The following is an 18,043-nucleotide window of genomic DNA, read 5'->3' as shown; positions in this document are numbered from 1 at the left end:
GTTTCCGGCACGAGCTGACGTCGTCGGGCAGGCATACGATCGCCGCATGACCAAGCAGTTCACCCACCTCGACTCCCAAGGCGCCGCCCGCATGGTCGACGTCTCCGGCAAGGAGCAGACCACCCGCACGGCCGTGGCCACCGGGGTCCTGCACACGACGGCCGAGGTGGTGGCGCTGCTGGGCGCCGACGGCCTGCCCAAGGGCGACGCCCTGGCGACGTCCCGCATCGCCGGCATCATGGCGGCGAAGCGCACCTGGGAGCTCGTGCCGCTGTGCCACCCGATCGCCCTGTCGTCGGTGGTGGTGGACCTGGCCCTGGCCGAGGACTCGGTCCTGATCAAGGCCACCGTCCGCACCACCGACCGCACGGGCGTCGAGATGGAGGCCCTGACCGCCGTCTCGGTGGCGGGCCTGACCCTGCACGACATGGTGAAGTCGGTCGACCCGGCCGCCTCCCTGGACGCGGTGCGGGTGGAGCGCAAGGAAGGCGGCAAGTCCGGACTGTGGGTGCGCCCGTGAAGGCAGTGGTCATCACCGCCTCGAACCGAGCAGCCGCCGGCGTCTACGAGGACCGAAGCGGCCAGATCATCCTCGCCTGGCTGGTGGAACGCGGCTTCTCGACCCCGATGCCGGTGGTGGTCCCCGACGGCGACCCGGTCCGCGAAGCCCTCACCTCAGCCGTCGCCTCCGGCGCCGACCTCGTCCTGACCACCGGCGGCACGGGCATCAACCCGACCGACGGCACCCCCGAGGCCACCAGGGCCGTCCTGGACTACGAGATCCCCGGCCTGGCCGACGTGATCCGCATGTCGGGCTGGCCCCGAGTCCCCGGCTCCGTGCTCTCCCGGGGCGTGGCAGGCGTGGCGGGCAGAACGCTCATCGTGAACCTCCCCGGTTCCACCGGCGGCGTCCGCGACGGCCTGGAAGTGCTCTCGAGCGTGCTGGACCACGCGCTCGACCAACTGCGTGGAGGTGACCACAGGTGAGCGTGGTGCAGCGAGCCCTCGTGACCGAGGAACCCCTGTCCGTGGAGGAACACGCCGCCCTGGTCGCCTCGGACCGGGCAGGCGCGGTCGTCACCTTCTCCGGCGTGGTCCGAGACCACGACGGCGGCCGCTCGGTCCTGGAACTGGAGTACCACTCCCACCCGTCGGCCTCCGACGTGGTGGCCGAGGTGGTCGACTCCCTGGCCTCGAAGTACCCCGGCGTGCACGGCATAGCCGTCTCGCACCGGGTGGGCCCGCTGAAGATCGGCGACGTGGCCCTGGCCTGCGCCGTGGCCGCCGAACACCGCGGCGAGGCGTTCGCGCTGTGCTCGGACCTTGTCGACGAGGTGAAGGCGCGCCTGCCGGTGTGGAAGCGCCAGGTGTTCTCGGACGGCGAGGACGAGTGGGTCAACTGCCCCTGACCGCCAGACCCGGCACCGGAAGCTAGAGGGATGGCGGTCGCCAACGCCAACGCCCAGCAATGGCGATGCCGAAGGCGAGCCGTGCGAACCCCCGCACTTCCAAGCGACGCCGAAGGCGAGCCGTCACCCCTGACGCCGATTAGAGCCGGTGAACCCACCCGCTCTTTGCGATTGGGGCTTGACTTTGGGTGCGAGGTGCTACCACTAGTGGCTCGGCCGGTCGCGAAGCTACCGGCCTTTTCCGGCCGACCCAGCGCCTCGCAAGGGCCCCGAAGTCAAGCCCCAATCGCAATCGTCGCGCAGCGGCGATGAACCCAGGTCTTTCGTCCGGGGGTGCACGACCAAGCTGGAACAGGCACCCGCACGGCCAACGCGACCACGCTGGAACCCCCGCACGGCCAATGCACTCCGCTGGAACCCCCGCACGGCTCCAAAACGCAGAACAGGGGTCTCACCGCCAAACCACAGCGGCGAGACCCCTGAACAGGTCCTGCAATCCGATCAAGAAGATCAGATCTGGATCTTGTGACCCGGGAAGATCAGGTCCGGGTTCGTGAGGAAGCCCTTGTTCTTCTCCACGATGGCCTGGTAGCCACCCTCGACCTTGTTGGCGTCCGCGATCTTGGACAGCGTGTCGCCGGCCTTGATCTCGTAGTTGCCGTTCGGGTTCGAGGTGGAGCCCGCCACCGGCGCGACCGGGGCGGCCTGCTGCACCGGCGCGGCGGCCGTGCGCTGCTGGACCGGCGCCTTGCGCTGCTGGGCCGGGGCCGGGGTGGTCTTCTTGCCGGCGTAGGCGCCGAGCTTGGCGCTGCAGGCCGGCCAGGCGCCGGGGCCCTGCGACGCGAGCACGCGCTCGGCGACGGCGATCTGCTGCTCACGGGAGGCGTTGGCGGGGTTGCCCACACCGCCGTGGCCGTTCCAGGTCTGCTGCGTGAACTGGAGGCCGCCGTAGAAACCGTTGCCGGTGTTGGTGGCCCAGTTGCCACTGGCCTCGCACTGCGCGAGTGCGTCCCAGTCCATTCCGGGGGCGGCGCTGGCGGTGCCAACGGCCAGGCCCAGAGGGGCGCCGGCGATGATGCCGGCAACCGCGACCTTGGCGATAGTGCGAGCGGCGGAACCCTGCTTGCCCTGCTTGCCTCGGTTGAAAGCCATGTGCCTCTCGGTCCACCACACCTGCTGCCAGGGGCTCGGGTTCGGGGCCCGGTACGTCCCTGCGTCCCAGTCCGGCGGTTTCTCTCGCTCGGGGTTGTTCCGGAGAGCCCGTGGGACTGGGTTCGGTGCTGGGTTCTCCGGTAGTGCTCCTGGCTGGTTCGGGCCAGCCGAGGAGCGACCGTACGTAACCGAAACCGCCCTCGCCAAATGTTTGCGCGTGTGACGCGCGTCACTGTAACACTTCGGACACTTGTCAGGAACGCTCAAAAGAGCAGCTCAAAGCCGTCGTTATCGGTTCGTTTCCGTCTTGAGATCGACCGAGACAAATCACGGAAAGTGAGGCGTGGCTCACGCTTGTTGGGCCTTTCGGGGACGTGTCGCGCGCCCCGGACAACCCTCCGGAACCCTGTCCGCCACACCTCTCGTTTGGCCATGATTTGTTGACATGAGACTGGACGCGCTCCGGCGGGCGCTGGCGGCCGAGCCCGGCAGGGCCGTGGCGTTCGGTGAGCTGATCGACGCCGTCTGGGGCGCCGCCCTCGCCGGCACCGCGCCGGTGCTCGCCATCACCGGTCCGCCGGGCGTCGGCAAGACCTCGCTCGCCGTGCACGTCGCCCACCGCCTCGTCGAGCGGTTCCCCGACGGGCAGCTGCACGTGAACCTCCGCGCGTTCGACGACGCCACCGCGCTGACCCCGCACCAGGCGCTGCACCGGTTCCTGCGCGCGCTCGGGGCCGAGGACGTGCCGGCCGACCGCGCCGTGCTCGTGATGATCGACAACGCCACCGGCGACCTGGTCGGGCCGCTGCTGCCGGGCGGCCGTGTTCGCCGACGAGGGCTTCGACACCCTCGGCGAGATCCACCGCGCCCTCGGCGACGTGGACAGGGCCATGAGCGCGCACAACGAGGCGTCGGCCATCAGCCTGAAGAACGGCTACCTGCGCGGTGAGGTCAACGCACTGGCCGGCCTGGCCGCCGACCACCACGTGGCGGGACAGCTGGACGAGGCGCTCAGAACCGCTCTGCGCGCCCGCGAACGGGCCCGTGAGGGCGAGATGCGGGTCCGCGGAGTCCGGGTGCTCGCCGTGCAGCGGTCGGTCGGCGACCACGAAGCCGCCGAGGAGGCCACCTGGTCCGGCCTGAACCTGGCCGCCGAGACGGGGTGCCGCTTCTGGGACCGGGAGCCGAGGGCTCAGCCGCCTGCGAAAGGCGGCAGCACGTCCAGCTGAGACCCCGCTGGCACCCGCGTGGACGTGTCGCGCACCGCCACGCCGTCCAGCAGGAAGCTCGACGCGGCGAGCACCTTGCCGAGCTTGTCGCCGTGGCGTTCGCCGATGGTGCTCACCACGAGCGCCACGGTGGGGTCGGACGAGTCGAGCAGCAGGTCCTCGTCGGCCACCCCGGCCGCGGCCCGCGCACCCGCGAAGTAGCGGATGTTCACGGCGGTGCTCACTGTCATCCTCCGATGGCGCTCATGGGGCGGTCTGGCTGCGAGAAGCCCGCGTCGTTGATGCCGTGGCCCGCGGCCTTCGCCCACATCGTGGCGCGCCAGGCGTCGGCGATCGCGGCGTCGGGGGAGCCGTCGCGCAGCAGCGCGCGCAGGTCGGTCTCGCTCTGGCTGAACAGGCAGTTGCGGATCTGGCCGTCCGAGGTGAGCCGCGTGCGGTCGCAGGCGGCGCAGAACGGCCTGGTCACCGACGCGATCACGCCGACGACCGCGGGACCGCCGTCGACCAGCCAGCGCTCGGCCGGGGCGCCGCCGCGCGGCACCTCCGACGGCGTCAGCGTGAACGCGGACGACAGCATCGTGAGGATCTCCTCGGCCGTGACCATGTTGGTGCGCGTCCAGCCGTGCTGCGGGTCGAGCGGCATCTGCTCGATGAACCGCAGCTGGTAGCCGTTCTCGACGCAGAACCGCAGCAGCGGGACGGCCTCGTCCTCGTTCATGCCGCGCAGCAGCACGGAGTTGACCTTCACCGGCTCCAGCCCCGCCTCTCGGGCGGCGTCGAGGCCGTCGAGCACGTCCGTGATGCGGTCGCGCCTGGTCAGCGTGGCGAACCGGTCGGGGTCGAGGGTGTCGAGCGAGACGTTGATCCGGTTCAGGCCGGCGTCCTTGAGCGACCGCGCGCGACGGGCCAGCCCGATGCCGTTGGACGTCATCGACATGCGCGGACGGGGTTCGAGCTCGGCCGTCGCGGCGATGACCTGCTCCAGGCCGCGGCGCAGCAACGGCTCGCCGCCGGTGAACCGGATGTCCGTGACGCCCAGGTCGACCACGGCGATCCGCATCAGCCGGATCAGCTCGGCGTCGGTGAGCAGCTCGTCCTTCTGCAGCCAGTCGAGGCCTTCGGCGGGCATGCAGTACGTGCAGCGGAGGTTGCACCGGTCGGTGAGCGAGACTCGCAGGTCCTTGGCGACCCGGCCGAACCTGTCGACGAGCAGCGGCGTGTCCGGGCGTGCGGACGCGTCGGGCGTGCCGCGCACGATGGGGATGCCCAGTTCGACTGCTGTCACCTTGACCAGCTTAATGACCAACCCCTTGTAGATGCCTCCAAGAACGAGCTTTCTCACGTTCCGCCCGTTTGGAGCACTCCCACGAGGAATTGTCTTAGCGGCTAAGATGTTCTGCATGGAACCTGATGCCCTGGAGAGGTTCACCTGGTACATGCGGGAGCAGAGCGCGCTCACCGTCATGTTCCACGCGAGGGTCGCCGCCCAGATGGGGTTGTCCGCGACCGACGAGAAGTGCCTCGATCTCGCCATGCGGGCGGACGGGCCGGTCACCGCCGGCCGGATCGCCGAGCTCTCCGGCCTCTCCACCGGTGCCGTCACGGGCGTCATCGACCGCCTCGAACGCGCCGGATATGTCCGCCGTGTCCGCGACCCGCACGACCGCCGCAAGGTGTTGGTCGAGGTCACGGTGGGGGACGTGGAGAAGTTCGGGGCGGCGTTCGAGGGCGCGCGGCAGAGCATGATCGAGGTGCTCGACCAGTTCGACGCGGCCGAGCTCGGGGTGATCGAGCGTTATCTCAAGCTCCAGACCGAGACGTTTCGCAAGCGCGTGATCGATACTTAGGCCCATGTGGCACTACTTGATGGACATGGACGGCGTCCTCGTGCACGAGGAGCACCTGATCCCCGGAGCGGACGAGTTCGTCGCGGAGCTGCGGGCGTCCGAGACGCCGTTCCTCGTGCTCACGAACAACTCCATCTACACGCCACGCGACCTGCGGGCCCGCCTGCAGCGCACGGGCCTCGACATCCCGGAGTCGTCCATCTGGACGTCGGCGCTGGCCACCGCCAAGTTCCTCGACTCGCAGCGCCCGAACGGCTCGGCGTTCGTGATCGGCGAGGCCGGCCTCACCACCGCGCTGCACGAGATCGGCTACGTGCTGACCGACCGCGACCCGGACTACGTGGTGCTCGGCGAGACCCGCACCTACAGCTTCACCGCGATCACCAAGGCCATCCGCCTGGTCGAGGAAGGCGCGAAGTTCATCGCGACCAACCCCGACGCCACCGGCCCGTCGCGCGAGGGCTCGCTGCCCGCGACCGGCGCCGTGGCGGCGTTGATCGAGCGCGCCACCGGCCGTGCGCCCTACTACGTGGGCAAGCCGAACCCGTTGATGATGAGGTCGGCCCTGCGCGCGCTGGGCTCGCACTCCGAGCAGGCGCTGATGATCGGCGACCGGATGGACACCGACGTCCGGTCGGGGCTGGAGGCGGGGCTGTCGACCATCCTCGTGCTGTCCGGCGTCTTCACCGCGGAGACCGCCGAGATGTTCCCGTACCGCCCGACGCGCGTGCTCAAGTCGATCGCCGAGCTCGTCGGTCACTCTGCGGACCCATTCGGCGACTGGACTGACCACTGACGCGCGACGCCGGATCACCTATCGTCGCGGAGGTGGACACGGATCGACGCCCGATGTACGTCGTAGGAGACGTGCACGGACACCTCGCTGAGCTGACCAGAGCACTGCACGCCGTCGACCTCTGCGACGAGGACGGCCACTGGACGGGCGGCGAGGCCGAGCTGTGGTTCCTCGGCGACTTCGTCGACCGCGGTCCCGACGGCGTCGGTGTGATCGATTTGGTCATGCGGCTCGGCGTGGAGGCAGCCGAGGCCGGCGGCTCGGCCAACTCGTTGATCGGCAACCACGAGATCCTGCTGCTCGGCATGCACCGGTTCGGCGACGAGCAGGTGCCGGACAGCCTCGGCCCGCGTTCGTTCGCGCGCAGCTGGCTGCTCAACGGCGGGCTGCGCAGCGACCAGGACCGGCTGACCGACGAGCACGTCGAGTGGCTGACGTCGCGACCCGTGCTGAAGCTGCGCGACGACCACCTGATGATGCACTCCGACACGGTGGCCTACCTCGAATGGGGGTCCTCGATCGAGGAGGTCAACGAGGCCGTCGGGCAGGTGCTCAAGGGCGACGACCTCGTCGACTGGTGGGAGTGCTGGCGCAAGATGACGACGCGCTACGCGTTCCGCGGTCCACAGGGGCCGGAGATCGCGGACGAGCTGCTCGCGACCCTCGGCGGCGCCACGATCGTGCACGGCCACAGCGTCATCGCCGACCAGCTCGGGGTGCCGCCGGACCAGATCGACGGGCCGCTCGTGTACGCGGACGACAAGGTCCTGGCGATCGACGCGGGGCTCTACAGCGGCGGTCCGTGCCTGGTCGTGCCCTTGCCTTACGCCGGAGCCTGACTACCGTCTCAGGCATGACCGCCAGCTACTCCTCGGGCACCTCCGCCGCCCCGCTGCTGGGCGACACGATCCACGCGAACCTCGCGGCGACCGTCGCGCGCTTCGGCGACCGCGAGGCCCTCGTCGACAAGGCCACCGGCCGCCGGTGGACGTACGCGGAGCTGTCCGCGGAGGTCGACAGGGCCGCCGCCGGCCTGCACTCGCTCGGCGTGCGCAAGGGCGACCGGGTCGGCATCTGGGCGCCGAACTGCGCGGAGTGGGTGTTCGTGCAGTACGCGACGGCCCGGATCGGCGCGATCCTGGTCAACGTCAACCCGGCGTACCGGGTGCACGAGCTGGAGTACGTGCTGAACCAGGCCGGCATCCACACGCTGGTCTCGGCGCGGTCGTTCAAGACCTCGGACTACGCGGGCATGATCGAGGAGGTCCGGCCGCGGTGCGAAGCCCTGCGGAACGTCGTCTTCGTCGACGACCCGCAGTGGACCGGCGAGGAGCTGCCGGACGTCGAGCTGGACCGCGACGACCCGATCAACATCCAGTACACGTCCGGCACCACGGGCTTCCCCAAGGGCGCGACGCTGTCGCACCACAACATCCTCAACAACGGCTACTTCGTCGGCGAGCTGATCAGCTACACCGAGGAGGACCGCATCTGCGTGGTGCCGCCGTTCTACCACTGCTTCGGCATGGTGATGGGCAACCTCGCGGCCACCAGCCACGGCGCGTGCATCGTGATCCCCGCGCCGGCGTTCGACCCGGCGCGCACCCTCGCCGCCGTGCAGGAGGAGAAGTGCACGTCGCTCTACGGCGTGCCGACGATGTTCATCGCGATGCTCGACCTCGTCGACGGCTACGACCTGTCGTCGTTGCGCACCGGCATCATGGCGGGCTCCCCGTGCCCGGTGGAGGTGATGAAGCAGGTCGTCGAGCGCATGGGCATGAGCGAGGTCTCCATCTGCTACGGCATGACCGAAACCTCCCCGGTGTCGACACAAACGCGCGTCGACGACTCGCTGGACCGCCGCGTCGGCACGGTCGGCCGCGTCGGCCCGCACCTGGAAGTGAAGATCGTCGACCCGGAGACCGGTCTCACGGTCCCGCGCGGCGAGCCGGGCGAGCTCTGCACCCGCGGCTACTCCGTCATGCTCGGCTACTGGAACGAGCCGGAGAAGACGGCCGAGGCCGTCGACGCCGCCGGCTGGATGCACACGGGCGACCTCGCGGTGATGGACGGCGACGACTACGTGAACATCACCGGCCGCATCAAGGACATGGTGATCCGCGGCGGCGAGAACATCTACCCGCGCGAGATCGAGGAGTTCCTCTACACGCACCCGGACGTGCTCGACGCGCAGGTGGTCGGCGTGCCCGACACCAGGTACGGCGAGGAGCTGATGGCGTGGGTGCGGATGCGCGAGGGCGCCTCGCCGTTGACCGCGGAGGCCGTGCGCGAGTTCTGCTCCGGCAAGCTCGCGCACTACAAGATCCCGCGGTACGTGCACGTCGTCGAGGAGTTCCCGATGACGGTGACCGGCAAGATTCGCAAGGTGGAGATGCGGGCCAGGTCGGTGGAGCTGCTGGGGCTCGACGACGGCGTGGAGCACGCCTGAGGGTGGTCAGGGCAGCTCGACGATCTCCTTGCCCAGCGGCACCAGCGACACCTTCACCAGCTTGAAGTTGGCGATGCCCAGCGGGATGCCGATGATCGTGACGCACAGCGCGATGCCCGTCACGACGTGGCCGATCGCGAGCCACAGCCCGGCGACGACGATCCAGATCACGTTGCCCAGCAGGGACCCGGTGCCCGCGCCCGGCTTGTCGACGACCTCGCGGCCGAACGGCCAGAGCGCGTAGTTGGCGATGCGGAACGACGCGATGCCCCACGGGATCGTGATGATCAGGATGCAGCAGATCAGCCCGGCGACCGCGTAGCCGACGGCCATCCAGAAGCCGGCGAGCACCAGCCAGATCACGTTCAGGAGGAGGCGCATGCCTCCAACCTATCTAAGCTCGTCGCATGAAGTGGGGTGTGATCGCTACAGGCGGCATCGCGCAGACCGTGACCGCTGACATGCTGAAGGTTCCGGACGTCGAGGTGCTCGCCGTGTCCTCGCGCGACGTCACGAAGGCGCAAGCGTTTGCCGACAGGTTCGGCATCAAGCGCGCGTACGGCGACTACCGCGAGCTGCTGCGGGACCCCGACGTCGAGGTCGTCTACGTCGCCACGCCGCACGCGCAGCACCACGAGGTCACCCTCGCGGCGCTCGACGCCGGCAAGCACGTCCTGTGCGAGAAGCCGATCGGCCTCACCGTCGCGCAGGCCGAGGAGATGGTCGAGCGGGCCGCCGTGCGCGAACGGTTCCTGATGGAGGGCATGTGGACGCGGTTCAACCCGTTGATCCGCGAGGTCCACCGGGCCGTGCGCGATGGCGAGATCGGCGAGGTGCGGACCGTTCGCGCGCACTTCGGCTTCCGGCACGAGTTCAGGACCGGTGACCGGCTGTGGGACCGGGAGTCGGGCGGCGGGTCGGTGCTCGACCTCGGCGTCTACCCGATCGCGTTCGCGCACCAGATCCTCGGCGTGCCCACGCACATCGCCGCGCACGGCGGCCTCGCACCGTCCGAAGTGGACGCCGACGCCGGGATCCTGCTCGGCTACGAGAGCGGCGCGCAGGCCTTGCTGAGCTGCTCGCTGCTCACCGACCTCGGGAGCGGCGCCGAGATCATCGGCACCGAGGGGTCGATCCAGATCCCCGACCAGATGTACAACGCCACCAGGGCGGTCATCGACGGGGTCGAGCACACCATCGAGGACGAGGGCTACACGCACCAGATCCGCGCGGTCGAGCAGCACATCGCCGCCGGCCTCACGGAAAGCCCCGCGATCACCTGGCGGAACACGCTGGAGGTCATGGGCACGATGGAGGAGGTCCTGCGACAGCTCGGCGTCTCCTACGACACCGTCAGGTAGATCAGCGCGACGTTCAGCACGACGACCGCGAACGCCACCACCCAGGCGGAAGCGGTGACCGGCCGCCGGTTCGTGAACGGGCCCATCACGGACCGGCGCGCGGTCAGCCACACCAGCGGCACCAGTGCGAACGGGATGCCGAACGACAGCACGACCTGCGAGAGCACCAGCGCGAACGTCGGGTCGACCCCGAGCGCCAGCACCACCAACGCCGGCACCAGCGTGACGAGTCGCCGCAGCAGCAACGGGATCCGCACGCGCAGCAGCCCGTCCATCACCACCGCGCCCGCGTAGCAGCCGACGGCCGTGGACGCGAAGCCCGAAGCCAGCAGGCCGAGCGCGAACAACAGCGCGATCCCGCCGCCGAGCTCGGTCGCGACGGCCGCGTGCGCGCCTTCGAGCGTGTCGACGTTCTCCTTGCCCTGCAAGGCGGAAGCCGCGAGCAGCAGCATCGCCATGTTCACGGCGCCGGCCAGGACCATCGCGACGACGACGTCGACCTTCGTGGCGCCGAGCACCGACGGGTCGCGGCCGTGCCGGTCGCGGGCCAGCGCCGAGTGCAGGTAGACGGCGTGCGGCATCACGGTCGCGCCGAGCATGCCCGCCGCGAGCAGCACGCTGTCCGCGCCGTCGAACCGCGGCAGGAGCCCGCCGACGGCGGCCGGAACCGAGGGCGGTGCAACGAAAAGCCCCGCGACGAACCCGACGGCGATGACGACCAGCATCGTCGTGATCACGCGCTCGAACGGCTTCTGCCCGCGTTTGTCCTGCACCAGCAGGAGAATCGTCGACACGACACCGGTGATCACGCCACCCAGCAGCAACGGCAGGTCGAACAGCAGGTGCAGCGCGATCGCGCCGCCGAGCACCTCGGCCAGGTCGGTCGCCATCGCCACGACCTCGGCCTGGCCCCAGTAGGCGAGCCGCACCGGCCGCGGCAGGTGGTCGCGGACGGCCTCGGGCAACGACTTCCCGGTCACCAGCCCGAGCTTGGCCGACAGGTACTGCACGAGCCCCGCCATGACGTTCGCGACGACGAGCACCCAGACCAGCAGGTACCCGTACGTCGCGCCCGCCGCGGTGTTGGTGGCCACGTTGCCGGGGTCGACGTACGCGATCGCGGCGACGAACGCCGGACCGAGCAACGCCGCACCCGCGCGTATGCGCGTCCCGACCGCGACCACCCCGGACACCTCCGCCCCTTGATGCCACATTATGGCAACAAGCGGCGGATCAGTGCTCCAGTGTGGCTTTCGCGACTCCGACGACGGCGTCCATCGCGCTGTCCAGGTCGCCGCTCGGCATCAGCAGGTGGCTCAGCGCGAGCCGCACCGTCGTCTCCGCCGTCAGCCGGACGTGCCTGCCGGGGAAGTGGTCGCTGAGGTGCCGCTCGACCACCTCGGTCGCGTGGAACAGGATCGGGTGGCCGCGGATCGTGATGAACGGCAACAGGTCCTCCGCGTCCTGCCCGGTCAGCACGGCCGAGACCAGCCGGTCCTTCTCGGTCTGCTCGAAGGTGAAGCGGAACGCCGATCGCATCGCCTCCCACGGGTCCGGGTCGTCCTTCAGCCGGGTGGCGACCCCGCTCAGGTACTCCTCCGTCTTGCGCGCGGCGACGGCCTGGACGAGTCCCTCCTTGTTGCCGAACTCGTTGTAGACCGTCTGCCTGCTCACCCCCGCGCGACTCGCGACCTCGATCATGCGCAGTCCGCCGAACCCACGAGCGGCCAGGAGGTCCGCGGCTGCCTCCACCAAGAGCTCAGTGATGTCGCCCACTCACTTAGCTTTACACAATTATATTTCCTGTAAAGACGTAGAGTCGGGTTCCGTGCCGTTCACCGTTGGCTTCGACCTGGACATGACCCTCATCGACCCGAGACCCGGCATGGCCGCCGTGCTGAACGAGGTGGGCCGGCGCACCGGGCACGACCTCGACGGCGAGCACTTCGCGGCGAACCTCGGCCCGCCCCTCGACATGACCTACCGCGACATGGGCGTGCCGGAGGAGGAGATCCCGGAGCTGGTCACGCTCTTCCGCGCGCTGTACCCGGACGTCGTGATCCCCGCGACGGTCGCGCTCCCCGGCGCCGCGGCGGCGTTGCAGTGCGTGCGCGAGCTGGGCGGGCAGACCATGGTCGTGACGGGCAAGTACCGCAAGAACGCCGCGCTGCACCTCGAAGCCCTCGGCTGGGAGGTCGACCACCTCTACGGCGAGCTGTGGGCGACGGGCAAGGCGGAGTCGCTGAAGCTGCACGGCGCCGCGATCTACGTGGGCGACCACGTCGGCGACATGCGCGGAGCGGAGGCGGCCGGGGCACTGGGCGTCGGCGTCGTCACCGGCCCGTGCTCGCGGGCGGAGCTGACGGAGGCGGGCGCCGCGGTCGTGCTGGAGGACCTGCGCGAGTTCCCGGACTGGCTCAGGACCTCTTCCGCCGCGACTTCCTGATCACCGCGATGATCCCGAGCCCCAGCCCGACGGCCGGCAGGTAGGTCGCGGCCACGTTCAGCCACACCGGCAGGTCGCTGTGGCCGGTCGCGAACAGCACGAAGACCACGACGATCGCCAGCACGCCCACGGCGAACAGGCCCACGGCCAGCGGCAACAGCTTCGGAGCGGTCATGGGTCCAGGGTAGAGCGCGCCGGTCGCGCTAACGGAGGTGCCCTCCGCCTGCTCTTCTGGCTACTCTGGTGGGACGCGTCCTGGGTACGCCCCGGGCGCGTTCGTTGTGCAGACGCAAGGGAATGGTGAGCGCGGTGCCGACCGGCAAGGTCAAGTGGTACGACACGGAGAAGGGCTTCGGGTTCGTCACCCAGGACGGTGGCGAGGACGTCTACGTCCGCAAGTCCGCGTTGCCCCCCGGCGTCACCGGCTTGAAGGCCGGCCAGCGCATCGAGTTCGGCATGGCGGAGGGCCGCCGCGGACCGCAGGCGCTGTCCGTGCGCCTGGTCGACCCCGCGCCGTCCGTCGCCGAGGCGCGCCGCCGCCCCGCCGAGGAGCTGCACGGCCTGATCGACGACATGATCAAGCTGCTGGAGAACAAGGTGCAGCCCGACCTGCGCCGCGGCCGCTACCCGTCGGACAAGAAGAACATGAAGCTCATCGCCGAGGTCGTGCGGGCGGTGGCGCGGGACCTCGACCCGTAAAGGGAACCAGCCGCATGTCCGACGCTGACAGGATCGTCGAGTTCGTCTACGAGGTCGGCCAGCTCAAGCGCCTGCCCAGGGCGGGCTGGCTCTTCGCCGGGGTCCAGCACCCCGAGACGGTGGCCGCCCACTCGTTCCGGGTGGGCGTGCTGGCGTACGCGATCGCCGTCCAGGAAGGCGCTAACGCCGACCGCGCCGCGACGTTGGGCCTCTTCCACGACGTGCCCGAGGCGCGCATCGGCGACATCCCGTACGTCGGCAAGCTCTACCTCGACCCGCGCAAGCCGCCGGAATCCGTGGCACGCGACCAGGTCCGGCACCTGCCCGCGCCGCTGGCCGCGCACATCGAGGCCCTGATCGCCGAGCACGAGGCCGCCGAGGACATCGACCACACCCCGGAAGCCCGCTGCTCCAGGGACGCCGACAAGCTCGAGCTCCTCCTCCAGGCCAGGGAGTACCAGGCCGCGGGGATCTCCAAGATGGAGCGCTTCGTCCAGACCATGCGGGAGTCGGTGGTCACCGACACCGGCAAAGCCCTCCTCGACAGCGCGCTGCGGATCGCGCCGAGCGAGTGGTGGGAGGCGTTCGGCCGGCGTTAGCTCGTGATCTCGACGGCCCAGTAGCCGCGCAGCAGCGGCTGGCCGGTCTCCAGCACGGCGGCGGCCGCCTCGTGGATCTCGATGCCCAGCAGCTGGTCGGTCTTGTTCGGCAGGGAGACGGTGTAGGTGAAGTTCTCGCCCTTGCCCAGCAGGCCGGTGCCGGTGGTCTGCTCCTTGCCCGCGGCGTCCCGGTACAGGAACACGGCTTCCCACAGGCCGTCGGCGAGCTGGCCGTCCACCGAGATCTGCACGACCTTGCCCGCGGGGACGCGGAGCTGCGCCGGCTTGGTCTTCTCCGCGCAGTTGTCGCCGTTGACGTCGCAGTAGACCGCGGGCTCGACCCGGATCGTCTTGCCGTTCGCGTGGAACGTGACCTCGGGGTCGTGGCGGGGCAGCGAGCACCCCGTCAGCACGAGAGCGCTGGCAGCGATCAGAGCAGCAAGTCGACGCACGTCAGGCAGCCTACGGGGTGGCCGGAGCGGGCCTGCGGACGAGTCGGGCCACGAGCAGGTGCAACGACGAACCGTTGCGGTACAGCCACGTCTGCGCCAGGCCGAGCGCGAGCAGCACGGCCAGCACCAGGAAGCCGATCCAGAACGTCGCGGGCAGCAGCACGCCCAGCGCGCCGCCGAAGACCCACGCGAGCTGCAGGATCGTCTCGGAACGGCCGAACGCCGACGCGCGCGAGGCCTCCGGCAGGTCGTCCTGGATCACCGCGTCCAGGCTGATCTTGGCCAGCGACGACGCCGTGGCACCGAGCAGGCCGACGATCGCGGCGGTGACCAGGCCCGGCAGCGCGGCGGCCACGATCGTCGCGGCCAGCGCCGTGCCGACGCAGGCGAGGACCACCTCGTCCGGCTTGCCGAACTGCTGGCGGGCGCCGATCGCGTTGCCCAGGAAGCTGCCCACACCGGCCGCGCCCGCGATCACGCCGAGCAGGAGCAGTTGCCGCACCGCGTCGCCCTCGGTCTGCTCGCGGACCACGAAAGCCGCGAACAACGTGAGGAACCCGGTCAGCATGCGGATGGAACCGTTGCCCCACAACGACACGGCGACGTGCCGGGAGATGCGTTGCCTGGTGGGCTTGGCCGTCAGCGTCGCCGGGACCTCGCCCTCGGTCACCTCGACCCAGGACGGGATCTTCATGCAGAACCACGCGTTCACCAGGCACAGCACCGCCGTGAACCACAGGGCGCCCGGCGAGCCGAACAGGTTCGCGAAGCCCGCGGCCAGCGCACCGAACACGCCGCCCGCCGCGAGTCCGAAGACCGTCATGCGGGCGTTGGTCTTGGACAGCGTGATCTCCGGCGGCAGCACGCGCGGGGTGATCGCGGACTTGAGCACGGTGAACGACTTCGACAGCACCATGCTGCCCAGCGCCGCCGGGTACAGCAGCCAGTTGTCGAAGTTCAGCGCCATCACGACCGACAGCCCCACCCGCAGCACGCACGACGCGGCCAGCGCGAGCCGCCGGCCGCGCTGGATCTTGTCCAGCAGCGGGCCGATCACCGGCGCGACCAGTGCGAACGGCGCGACCGTGATCAGCAGGTAGAGCGCGACCTTGGTCTTCGACTCGGCGGACGCGGCCGAGAAGAACAGCGTGTTCGCCAGCGCCACGGCCATCGCGGCATCGGCGGCGTAGTTCATCATCACCGCGTAGGTGACCGACGACATGCCGGACTTCCCGGCGCCGTCGGCGTGGGCCGCGCGCCGGAACGCCGCGACGGCCTGCTGCGAGATCTGCTTGCCGCGGAACCACGCGACGCGCGTGACCGTGAGCTTGCGCGGCGGTTTGGGCGTCGGGGTCGTCTGCTGGTCCTGGTTGGGCAGCGGACGGGTTTTCTGCGGCTGACGGGGCGGGGCCTGGAAACCGTGCTCGGACGGCGCCTCACCGCGCTCCCGCGGCCGGTACTCGTCGTCCTGCCACGGGTAGCGCTTCGGAGTCGGTTCGTCACTCCACCCGCGGTCGCCCGTCACACGTCAATCCTGCCCCATCCCGTTGAACCTCACTCGGAAGATGGTCGGCCAGTTCTTGCCTGTGACCAGGAACTCGTCGGTCCCGGGGACGTGCGCGATGCCGTTGAGGACGTCCACGTCACCGGACGGCTTGAGCGACGCGAGGTCGTAGGTGTTCGTCACCTGACCGGTCGACGGGTCGATGCGGACGATCTCGTCGGTCTTCCACACGTTCGACCACACCAAGCCGTCGACGCACTCCAGCTCGTTCAGCTGGGTCAGGGGCTGTCCACCGCGCGTGACCTGCACGCTTCCGGTCTCGGCGAACGTCTTGGGGTCGCGGAAGGTGAGCTTCGCGGTGCCGTCGCTCATGACCAGCCGCTTGCCGTCGTCGCAGATGCCCCAGCCCTCGCCCCGGTAGCTCACGCGGCGCAGCTCGTTCAACGTGCCGCGGTCCCGTTCGATCGCGACGCCGTTGCGCCAGGTGATCTGCCAGATGGTGTCGCCGACGACCGTGATGCCCTCGCCGAAGAAGTCCGCGGGCAGGTCGACCTTCTTCCGCACGTTCCCGGTCGACGGGTCGAGCGCGCGCATCGTCGACTCGCCCTCCAGGCCGGTGCCCTCGTAGAGGACGCCGTCGGCGAGTTCCAACCCCTGAGTGAACGCGGTTGCATCGTGCGGGATCTTTTGCAGGACTTCTACCTGCGGTTTTGTTTCCTGCTGGGTCGTGCAGGCGGCCAGGACCGCGACGAGGACCAGCCAGACGGGTGAGCGCACCCGACCGAGGGTGGCACGAGTTTTCGTCCCGGCGAAGTCCTGCGGCACAATTCATCGCGTGACCGCGACAGAGATGCTCCTCGACGCCGTTGATCTCGCCCGCGCCGCCGCTGAGGAAGAGGCAGGTGTGGAGCGCGTCGGCGCTCACGTCGGGGTGCACGGCGAGGACGAGTACTCCGTCACGCACCTGTTCGAGGCCGAGCACGCCGGCTACCGCGGCTGGAACTGGGCGGTGACCGTCGCCCACGCCGGCGAGGGCTCCCCGGTGTCGGTCAGCGAGGTCGTGCTGCTGCCCGGCCAGGACGCGCTGGTCGCGCCCGAGTGGGTGCCGTGGAGTGAACGCGTCCGCGCCGGCGACCTCGGCGTCGGCGACCTGATGCCGCCCCGCGAGGACGACCCGCGCCTCATCGAGGCCTACGTGCAGTCCGACGACCCGGCGGTCGAGGAGGTGGCGCTGGAGGTCGGTCTCGGCCGCACCCGCGTCCTGTCCCGCGAGGGCCGCCTCGACGCCGCGGACCGCTGGGCGAACTCCGACTTCGGCCCCCGCTCCGACATGGCCCGCAGCGCCCCCGCGCACTGCGGCACGTGCGGCTTCTACACCCGCGTCGCCGGCTCGTTCGGCGCGGCGTTCGGCGTGTGCGCGAACGAGATCGCGCCCGCCGACGGCCACGTCGTGCACGTCGAGTACGGCTGCGGCGCGCACTCGCAGGCCGAGGTCGACATCAGCCCGATGGTGCCCGTCGCGGACCTGGTCTACGACGACGCGCAGCTGGACGTCCTGGACGTCTCGGAGTGACCGACCCGTTCGGCACCGAGGTCCTGCGCACCTCGGTCCTCGACGCCTGGCGCGGTTCGCCCACCCGCTTCCGCGAGGACGCGAACGCCGAGGAGGACCTGCGCCTCGGCGGCTACCGGGACCGGCTGCTCGTCGAGCTGGCCCAGAACGCCGCCGACGCGGCCGGTGCCGAGCCGGGCGTGCTGCGGATCACGCTCGTCGACGGTGAGCTGCGCGCGGCCAACACGGGTGCTCCGCTGACCGCGGCGGGCGTCGCCGCGCTGGCGTCGCTGCGCGCGTCGTCGAAGGAGTCCGGCGTCGGCCAGTTCGGTGTCGGGTTCGCGGCCGTGCTGGCCGTCACCGACGAGCCGCGCGTCGTCTCGACGTCGGGCGGCGTGCAGTTCTCCGCTTCCCGCACCCGTGCCGAGGTGCCGGAGCTGGCGTCCGAACGCGGCGGCGACGTGCCGGTGCTGCGCCTGGTCTGGCCGGTCACCGAGACCGTGCCGGACGGGTTCACCACCGAGGTCCGGTTGCCGCTGAAGGTCGAC

General features: G+C 70.2%; 23 protein-coding genes and 1 pseudogene. 14 read left to right on the top strand and 10 right to left on the bottom strand.

The features are described 5' to 3' along the window. Positions 1-46: 46 nt before the first annotated feature. Together moaC and VF330_RS37620 are read left to right on the top strand one after the other, a co-directional pair. A complete protein-coding gene (gene moaC, locus VF330_RS37625; protein ID WP_330856507.1) occupies positions 47-520 on the top strand; it encodes a cyclic pyranopterin monophosphate synthase MoaC in 474 nt (157 codons plus the stop codon). Further along, a pseudogene (locus VF330_RS37620) lies at positions 517-1,409 on the top strand (molybdenum cofactor biosynthesis protein MoaE). Before moaC ends, VF330_RS37620 begins: the two are co-directional and overlap by 4 nt. 510 nt (positions 1,410-1,919) lie before the next feature. Here VF330_RS37620 and VF330_RS37615 read toward each other — a convergent pair. Continuing rightward, positions 1,920-2,561, bottom strand: coding sequence for a transglycosylase family protein (locus VF330_RS37615; protein WP_330856506.1), 642 nt, complete (start codon positions 2,559-2,561; stop codon positions 1,920-1,922). Positions 2,562-3,006: 445 nt separating this feature from the next. On the opposite strand from VF330_RS37615, the gene VF330_RS37610 reads away from it, so the two are divergent. After that, positions 3,007-3,510 carry an AAA family ATPase gene (locus VF330_RS37610; RefSeq protein ID WP_330856505.1) on the top strand — a complete coding sequence of 168 codons (504 nt, stop codon included), beginning with the start codon at positions 3,007-3,009 and terminating at the stop codon, positions 3,508-3,510. Continuing rightward, complete coding sequence (locus VF330_RS37605; protein WP_330856504.1) at positions 3,452-3,790, top strand: hypothetical protein; 339 nt, start codon at positions 3,452-3,454, stop codon at positions 3,788-3,790. Before VF330_RS37610 ends, VF330_RS37605 begins: the two co-directional genes overlap by 59 nt. On the opposite strand, the gene VF330_RS37600 is transcribed toward VF330_RS37605, so the two are convergent. Next, complete coding sequence (locus tag VF330_RS37600; RefSeq protein WP_330856503.1) at positions 3,754-4,020, bottom strand: MoaD/ThiS family protein; 267 nt, start codon at positions 4,018-4,020, stop codon at positions 3,754-3,756. The two genes, VF330_RS37605 and VF330_RS37600, sit on opposite strands and share 37 nt — an antisense overlap. Then, positions 4,017-5,075, bottom strand: coding sequence for a GTP 3',8-cyclase MoaA (gene moaA / locus VF330_RS37595; RefSeq protein WP_414675539.1), 1,059 nt, complete (start codon positions 5,073-5,075; stop codon positions 4,017-4,019). The genes VF330_RS37600 and moaA overlap by 4 nt, the downstream gene beginning before the upstream one ends. A gap of 115 nt (positions 5,076-5,190) precedes the next feature. Between moaA and VF330_RS37590 the strand changes: the two genes are divergently transcribed. Genes VF330_RS37590 through VF330_RS37575 form a run of 4 tightly spaced genes read left to right on the top strand, consistent with a single transcriptional unit; the run spans position 5,191 to position 8,882 of the window. Further along, complete coding sequence (locus tag VF330_RS37590) at positions 5,191-5,637, top strand: MarR family winged helix-turn-helix transcriptional regulator (RefSeq protein WP_330856502.1); 447 nt, start codon at positions 5,191-5,193, stop codon at positions 5,635-5,637. A gap of 4 nt (positions 5,638-5,641) precedes the next feature. Next, on the top strand, positions 5,642-6,433 hold the full coding sequence (locus tag VF330_RS37585) for an HAD-IIA family hydrolase (RefSeq protein WP_325521592.1): 792 nt from the start codon (positions 5,642-5,644) through the stop codon (positions 6,431-6,433). Positions 6,434-6,486: 53 nt separating this feature from the next. Next, positions 6,487-7,272: a metallophosphoesterase family protein gene (locus tag VF330_RS37580; RefSeq protein WP_330856527.1), complete on the top strand. Its 786-nt coding sequence runs from the start codon at positions 6,487-6,489 to the stop codon at positions 7,270-7,272. 14 nt (positions 7,273-7,286) lie between these two features. Continuing rightward, positions 7,287-8,882: an AMP-binding protein gene (locus VF330_RS37575; RefSeq protein ID WP_330856501.1), complete on the top strand. Its 1,596-nt coding sequence runs from the start codon at positions 7,287-7,289 to the stop codon at positions 8,880-8,882. A 6-nt stretch (positions 8,883-8,888) separates the two neighbouring features. On the opposite strand, the gene VF330_RS37570 is transcribed toward VF330_RS37575, so the two are convergent. Next, entirely contained in the window at positions 8,889-9,263 is a 375-nt protein-coding gene (locus VF330_RS37570; RefSeq protein ID WP_330856500.1) for a YccF domain-containing protein, read from the bottom strand. Between the two features lie 26 nt (positions 9,264-9,289). Between VF330_RS37570 and VF330_RS37565 the strand changes: the two genes are divergently transcribed. Continuing rightward, a complete protein-coding gene (locus VF330_RS37565; RefSeq protein WP_330856499.1) occupies positions 9,290-10,243 on the top strand; it encodes a Gfo/Idh/MocA family oxidoreductase in 954 nt (317 codons plus the stop codon). On the opposite strand, the gene VF330_RS37560 is transcribed toward VF330_RS37565, so the two are convergent. Both VF330_RS37560 and VF330_RS37555 read right to left on the bottom strand, forming a co-directional pair. Further along, positions 10,225-11,436, bottom strand: coding sequence for an Nramp family divalent metal transporter (locus tag VF330_RS37560; RefSeq protein ID WP_330856498.1), 1,212 nt, complete (start codon positions 11,434-11,436; stop codon positions 10,225-10,227). The genes VF330_RS37565 and VF330_RS37560 overlap by 19 nt on opposite strands. A gap of 40 nt (positions 11,437-11,476) precedes the next feature. Beyond that, complete coding sequence (locus VF330_RS37555) at positions 11,477-12,019, bottom strand: TetR/AcrR family transcriptional regulator (protein WP_330856497.1); 543 nt, start codon at positions 12,017-12,019, stop codon at positions 11,477-11,479. A 52-nt stretch (positions 12,020-12,071) separates the two neighbouring features. On the opposite strand from VF330_RS37555, the gene VF330_RS37550 reads away from it, so the two are divergent. Next, on the top strand, positions 12,072-12,689 hold the full coding sequence (locus VF330_RS37550) for an HAD family hydrolase (RefSeq protein WP_330856496.1): 618 nt from the start codon (positions 12,072-12,074) through the stop codon (positions 12,687-12,689). Here VF330_RS37550 and VF330_RS37545 read toward each other — a convergent pair. Beyond that, positions 12,661-12,864, bottom strand: coding sequence for a hypothetical protein (locus tag VF330_RS37545; protein ID WP_330856495.1), 204 nt, complete (start codon positions 12,862-12,864; stop codon positions 12,661-12,663). The genes VF330_RS37550 and VF330_RS37545 overlap by 29 nt on opposite strands. A gap of 134 nt (positions 12,865-12,998) precedes the next feature. Between VF330_RS37545 and VF330_RS37540 the strand changes: the two genes are divergently transcribed. Next, positions 12,999-13,388 carry a cold-shock protein gene (locus VF330_RS37540; RefSeq protein WP_330856494.1) on the top strand — a complete coding sequence of 130 codons (390 nt, stop codon included), beginning with the start codon at positions 12,999-13,001 and terminating at the stop codon, positions 13,386-13,388. A gap of 14 nt (positions 13,389-13,402) precedes the next feature. Then, on the top strand, positions 13,403-13,987 hold the full coding sequence (locus VF330_RS37535; protein ID WP_330856493.1) for an HD family hydrolase: 585 nt from the start codon (positions 13,403-13,405) through the stop codon (positions 13,985-13,987). Here the strand turns inward: VF330_RS37535 and VF330_RS37530 are convergent. Genes VF330_RS37530 through VF330_RS37520 form a run of 3 tightly spaced genes read right to left on the bottom strand, consistent with a single transcriptional unit; the run spans position 13,984 to position 16,720 of the window. Further along, the gene (locus VF330_RS37530) at positions 13,984-14,439 is read right to left on the bottom strand and encodes a DUF2771 family protein (RefSeq protein ID WP_330856492.1); all 456 of its coding nucleotides are present in this window, start codon (positions 14,437-14,439) and stop codon (positions 13,984-13,986) included. The two genes, VF330_RS37535 and VF330_RS37530, sit on opposite strands and share 4 nt — an antisense overlap. Before the next feature lie 10 nt (positions 14,440-14,449). Continuing rightward, positions 14,450-15,964, bottom strand: a complete 1,515-nt coding sequence (locus VF330_RS37525) for an MFS transporter (protein WP_330856491.1) — start codon at positions 15,962-15,964, stop codon at positions 14,450-14,452. Between the two features lie 3 nt (positions 15,965-15,967). Next, positions 15,968-16,720, bottom strand: a complete 753-nt coding sequence (locus VF330_RS37520; RefSeq protein ID WP_330856490.1) for a glutaminyl-peptide cyclotransferase — start codon at positions 16,718-16,720, stop codon at positions 15,968-15,970. Positions 16,721-16,778: 58 nt separating this feature from the next. Here VF330_RS37520 and VF330_RS37515 point away from each other — a divergent pair, with 58 nt between their 5' ends. Continuing rightward, positions 16,779-17,516, top strand: coding sequence for a DUF3027 domain-containing protein (locus tag VF330_RS37515; RefSeq protein WP_330856489.1), 738 nt, complete (start codon positions 16,779-16,781; stop codon positions 17,514-17,516). Next, the coding region (locus tag VF330_RS37510; protein WP_414675538.1) for a sacsin N-terminal ATP-binding-like domain-containing protein at positions 17,513-18,043 on the top strand (531 nt) is incomplete at its 3' end. The genes VF330_RS37515 and VF330_RS37510, both read left to right, overlap by 4 nt.

The organism is Lentzea sp., from assembly GCF_036380075.1.
In the GTDB taxonomy this organism is placed as follows: domain Bacteria; phylum Actinomycetota; class Actinomycetes; order Mycobacteriales; family Pseudonocardiaceae; genus Lentzea.
This window is presented reverse-complemented; position numbering and strand designations above follow the sequence as displayed.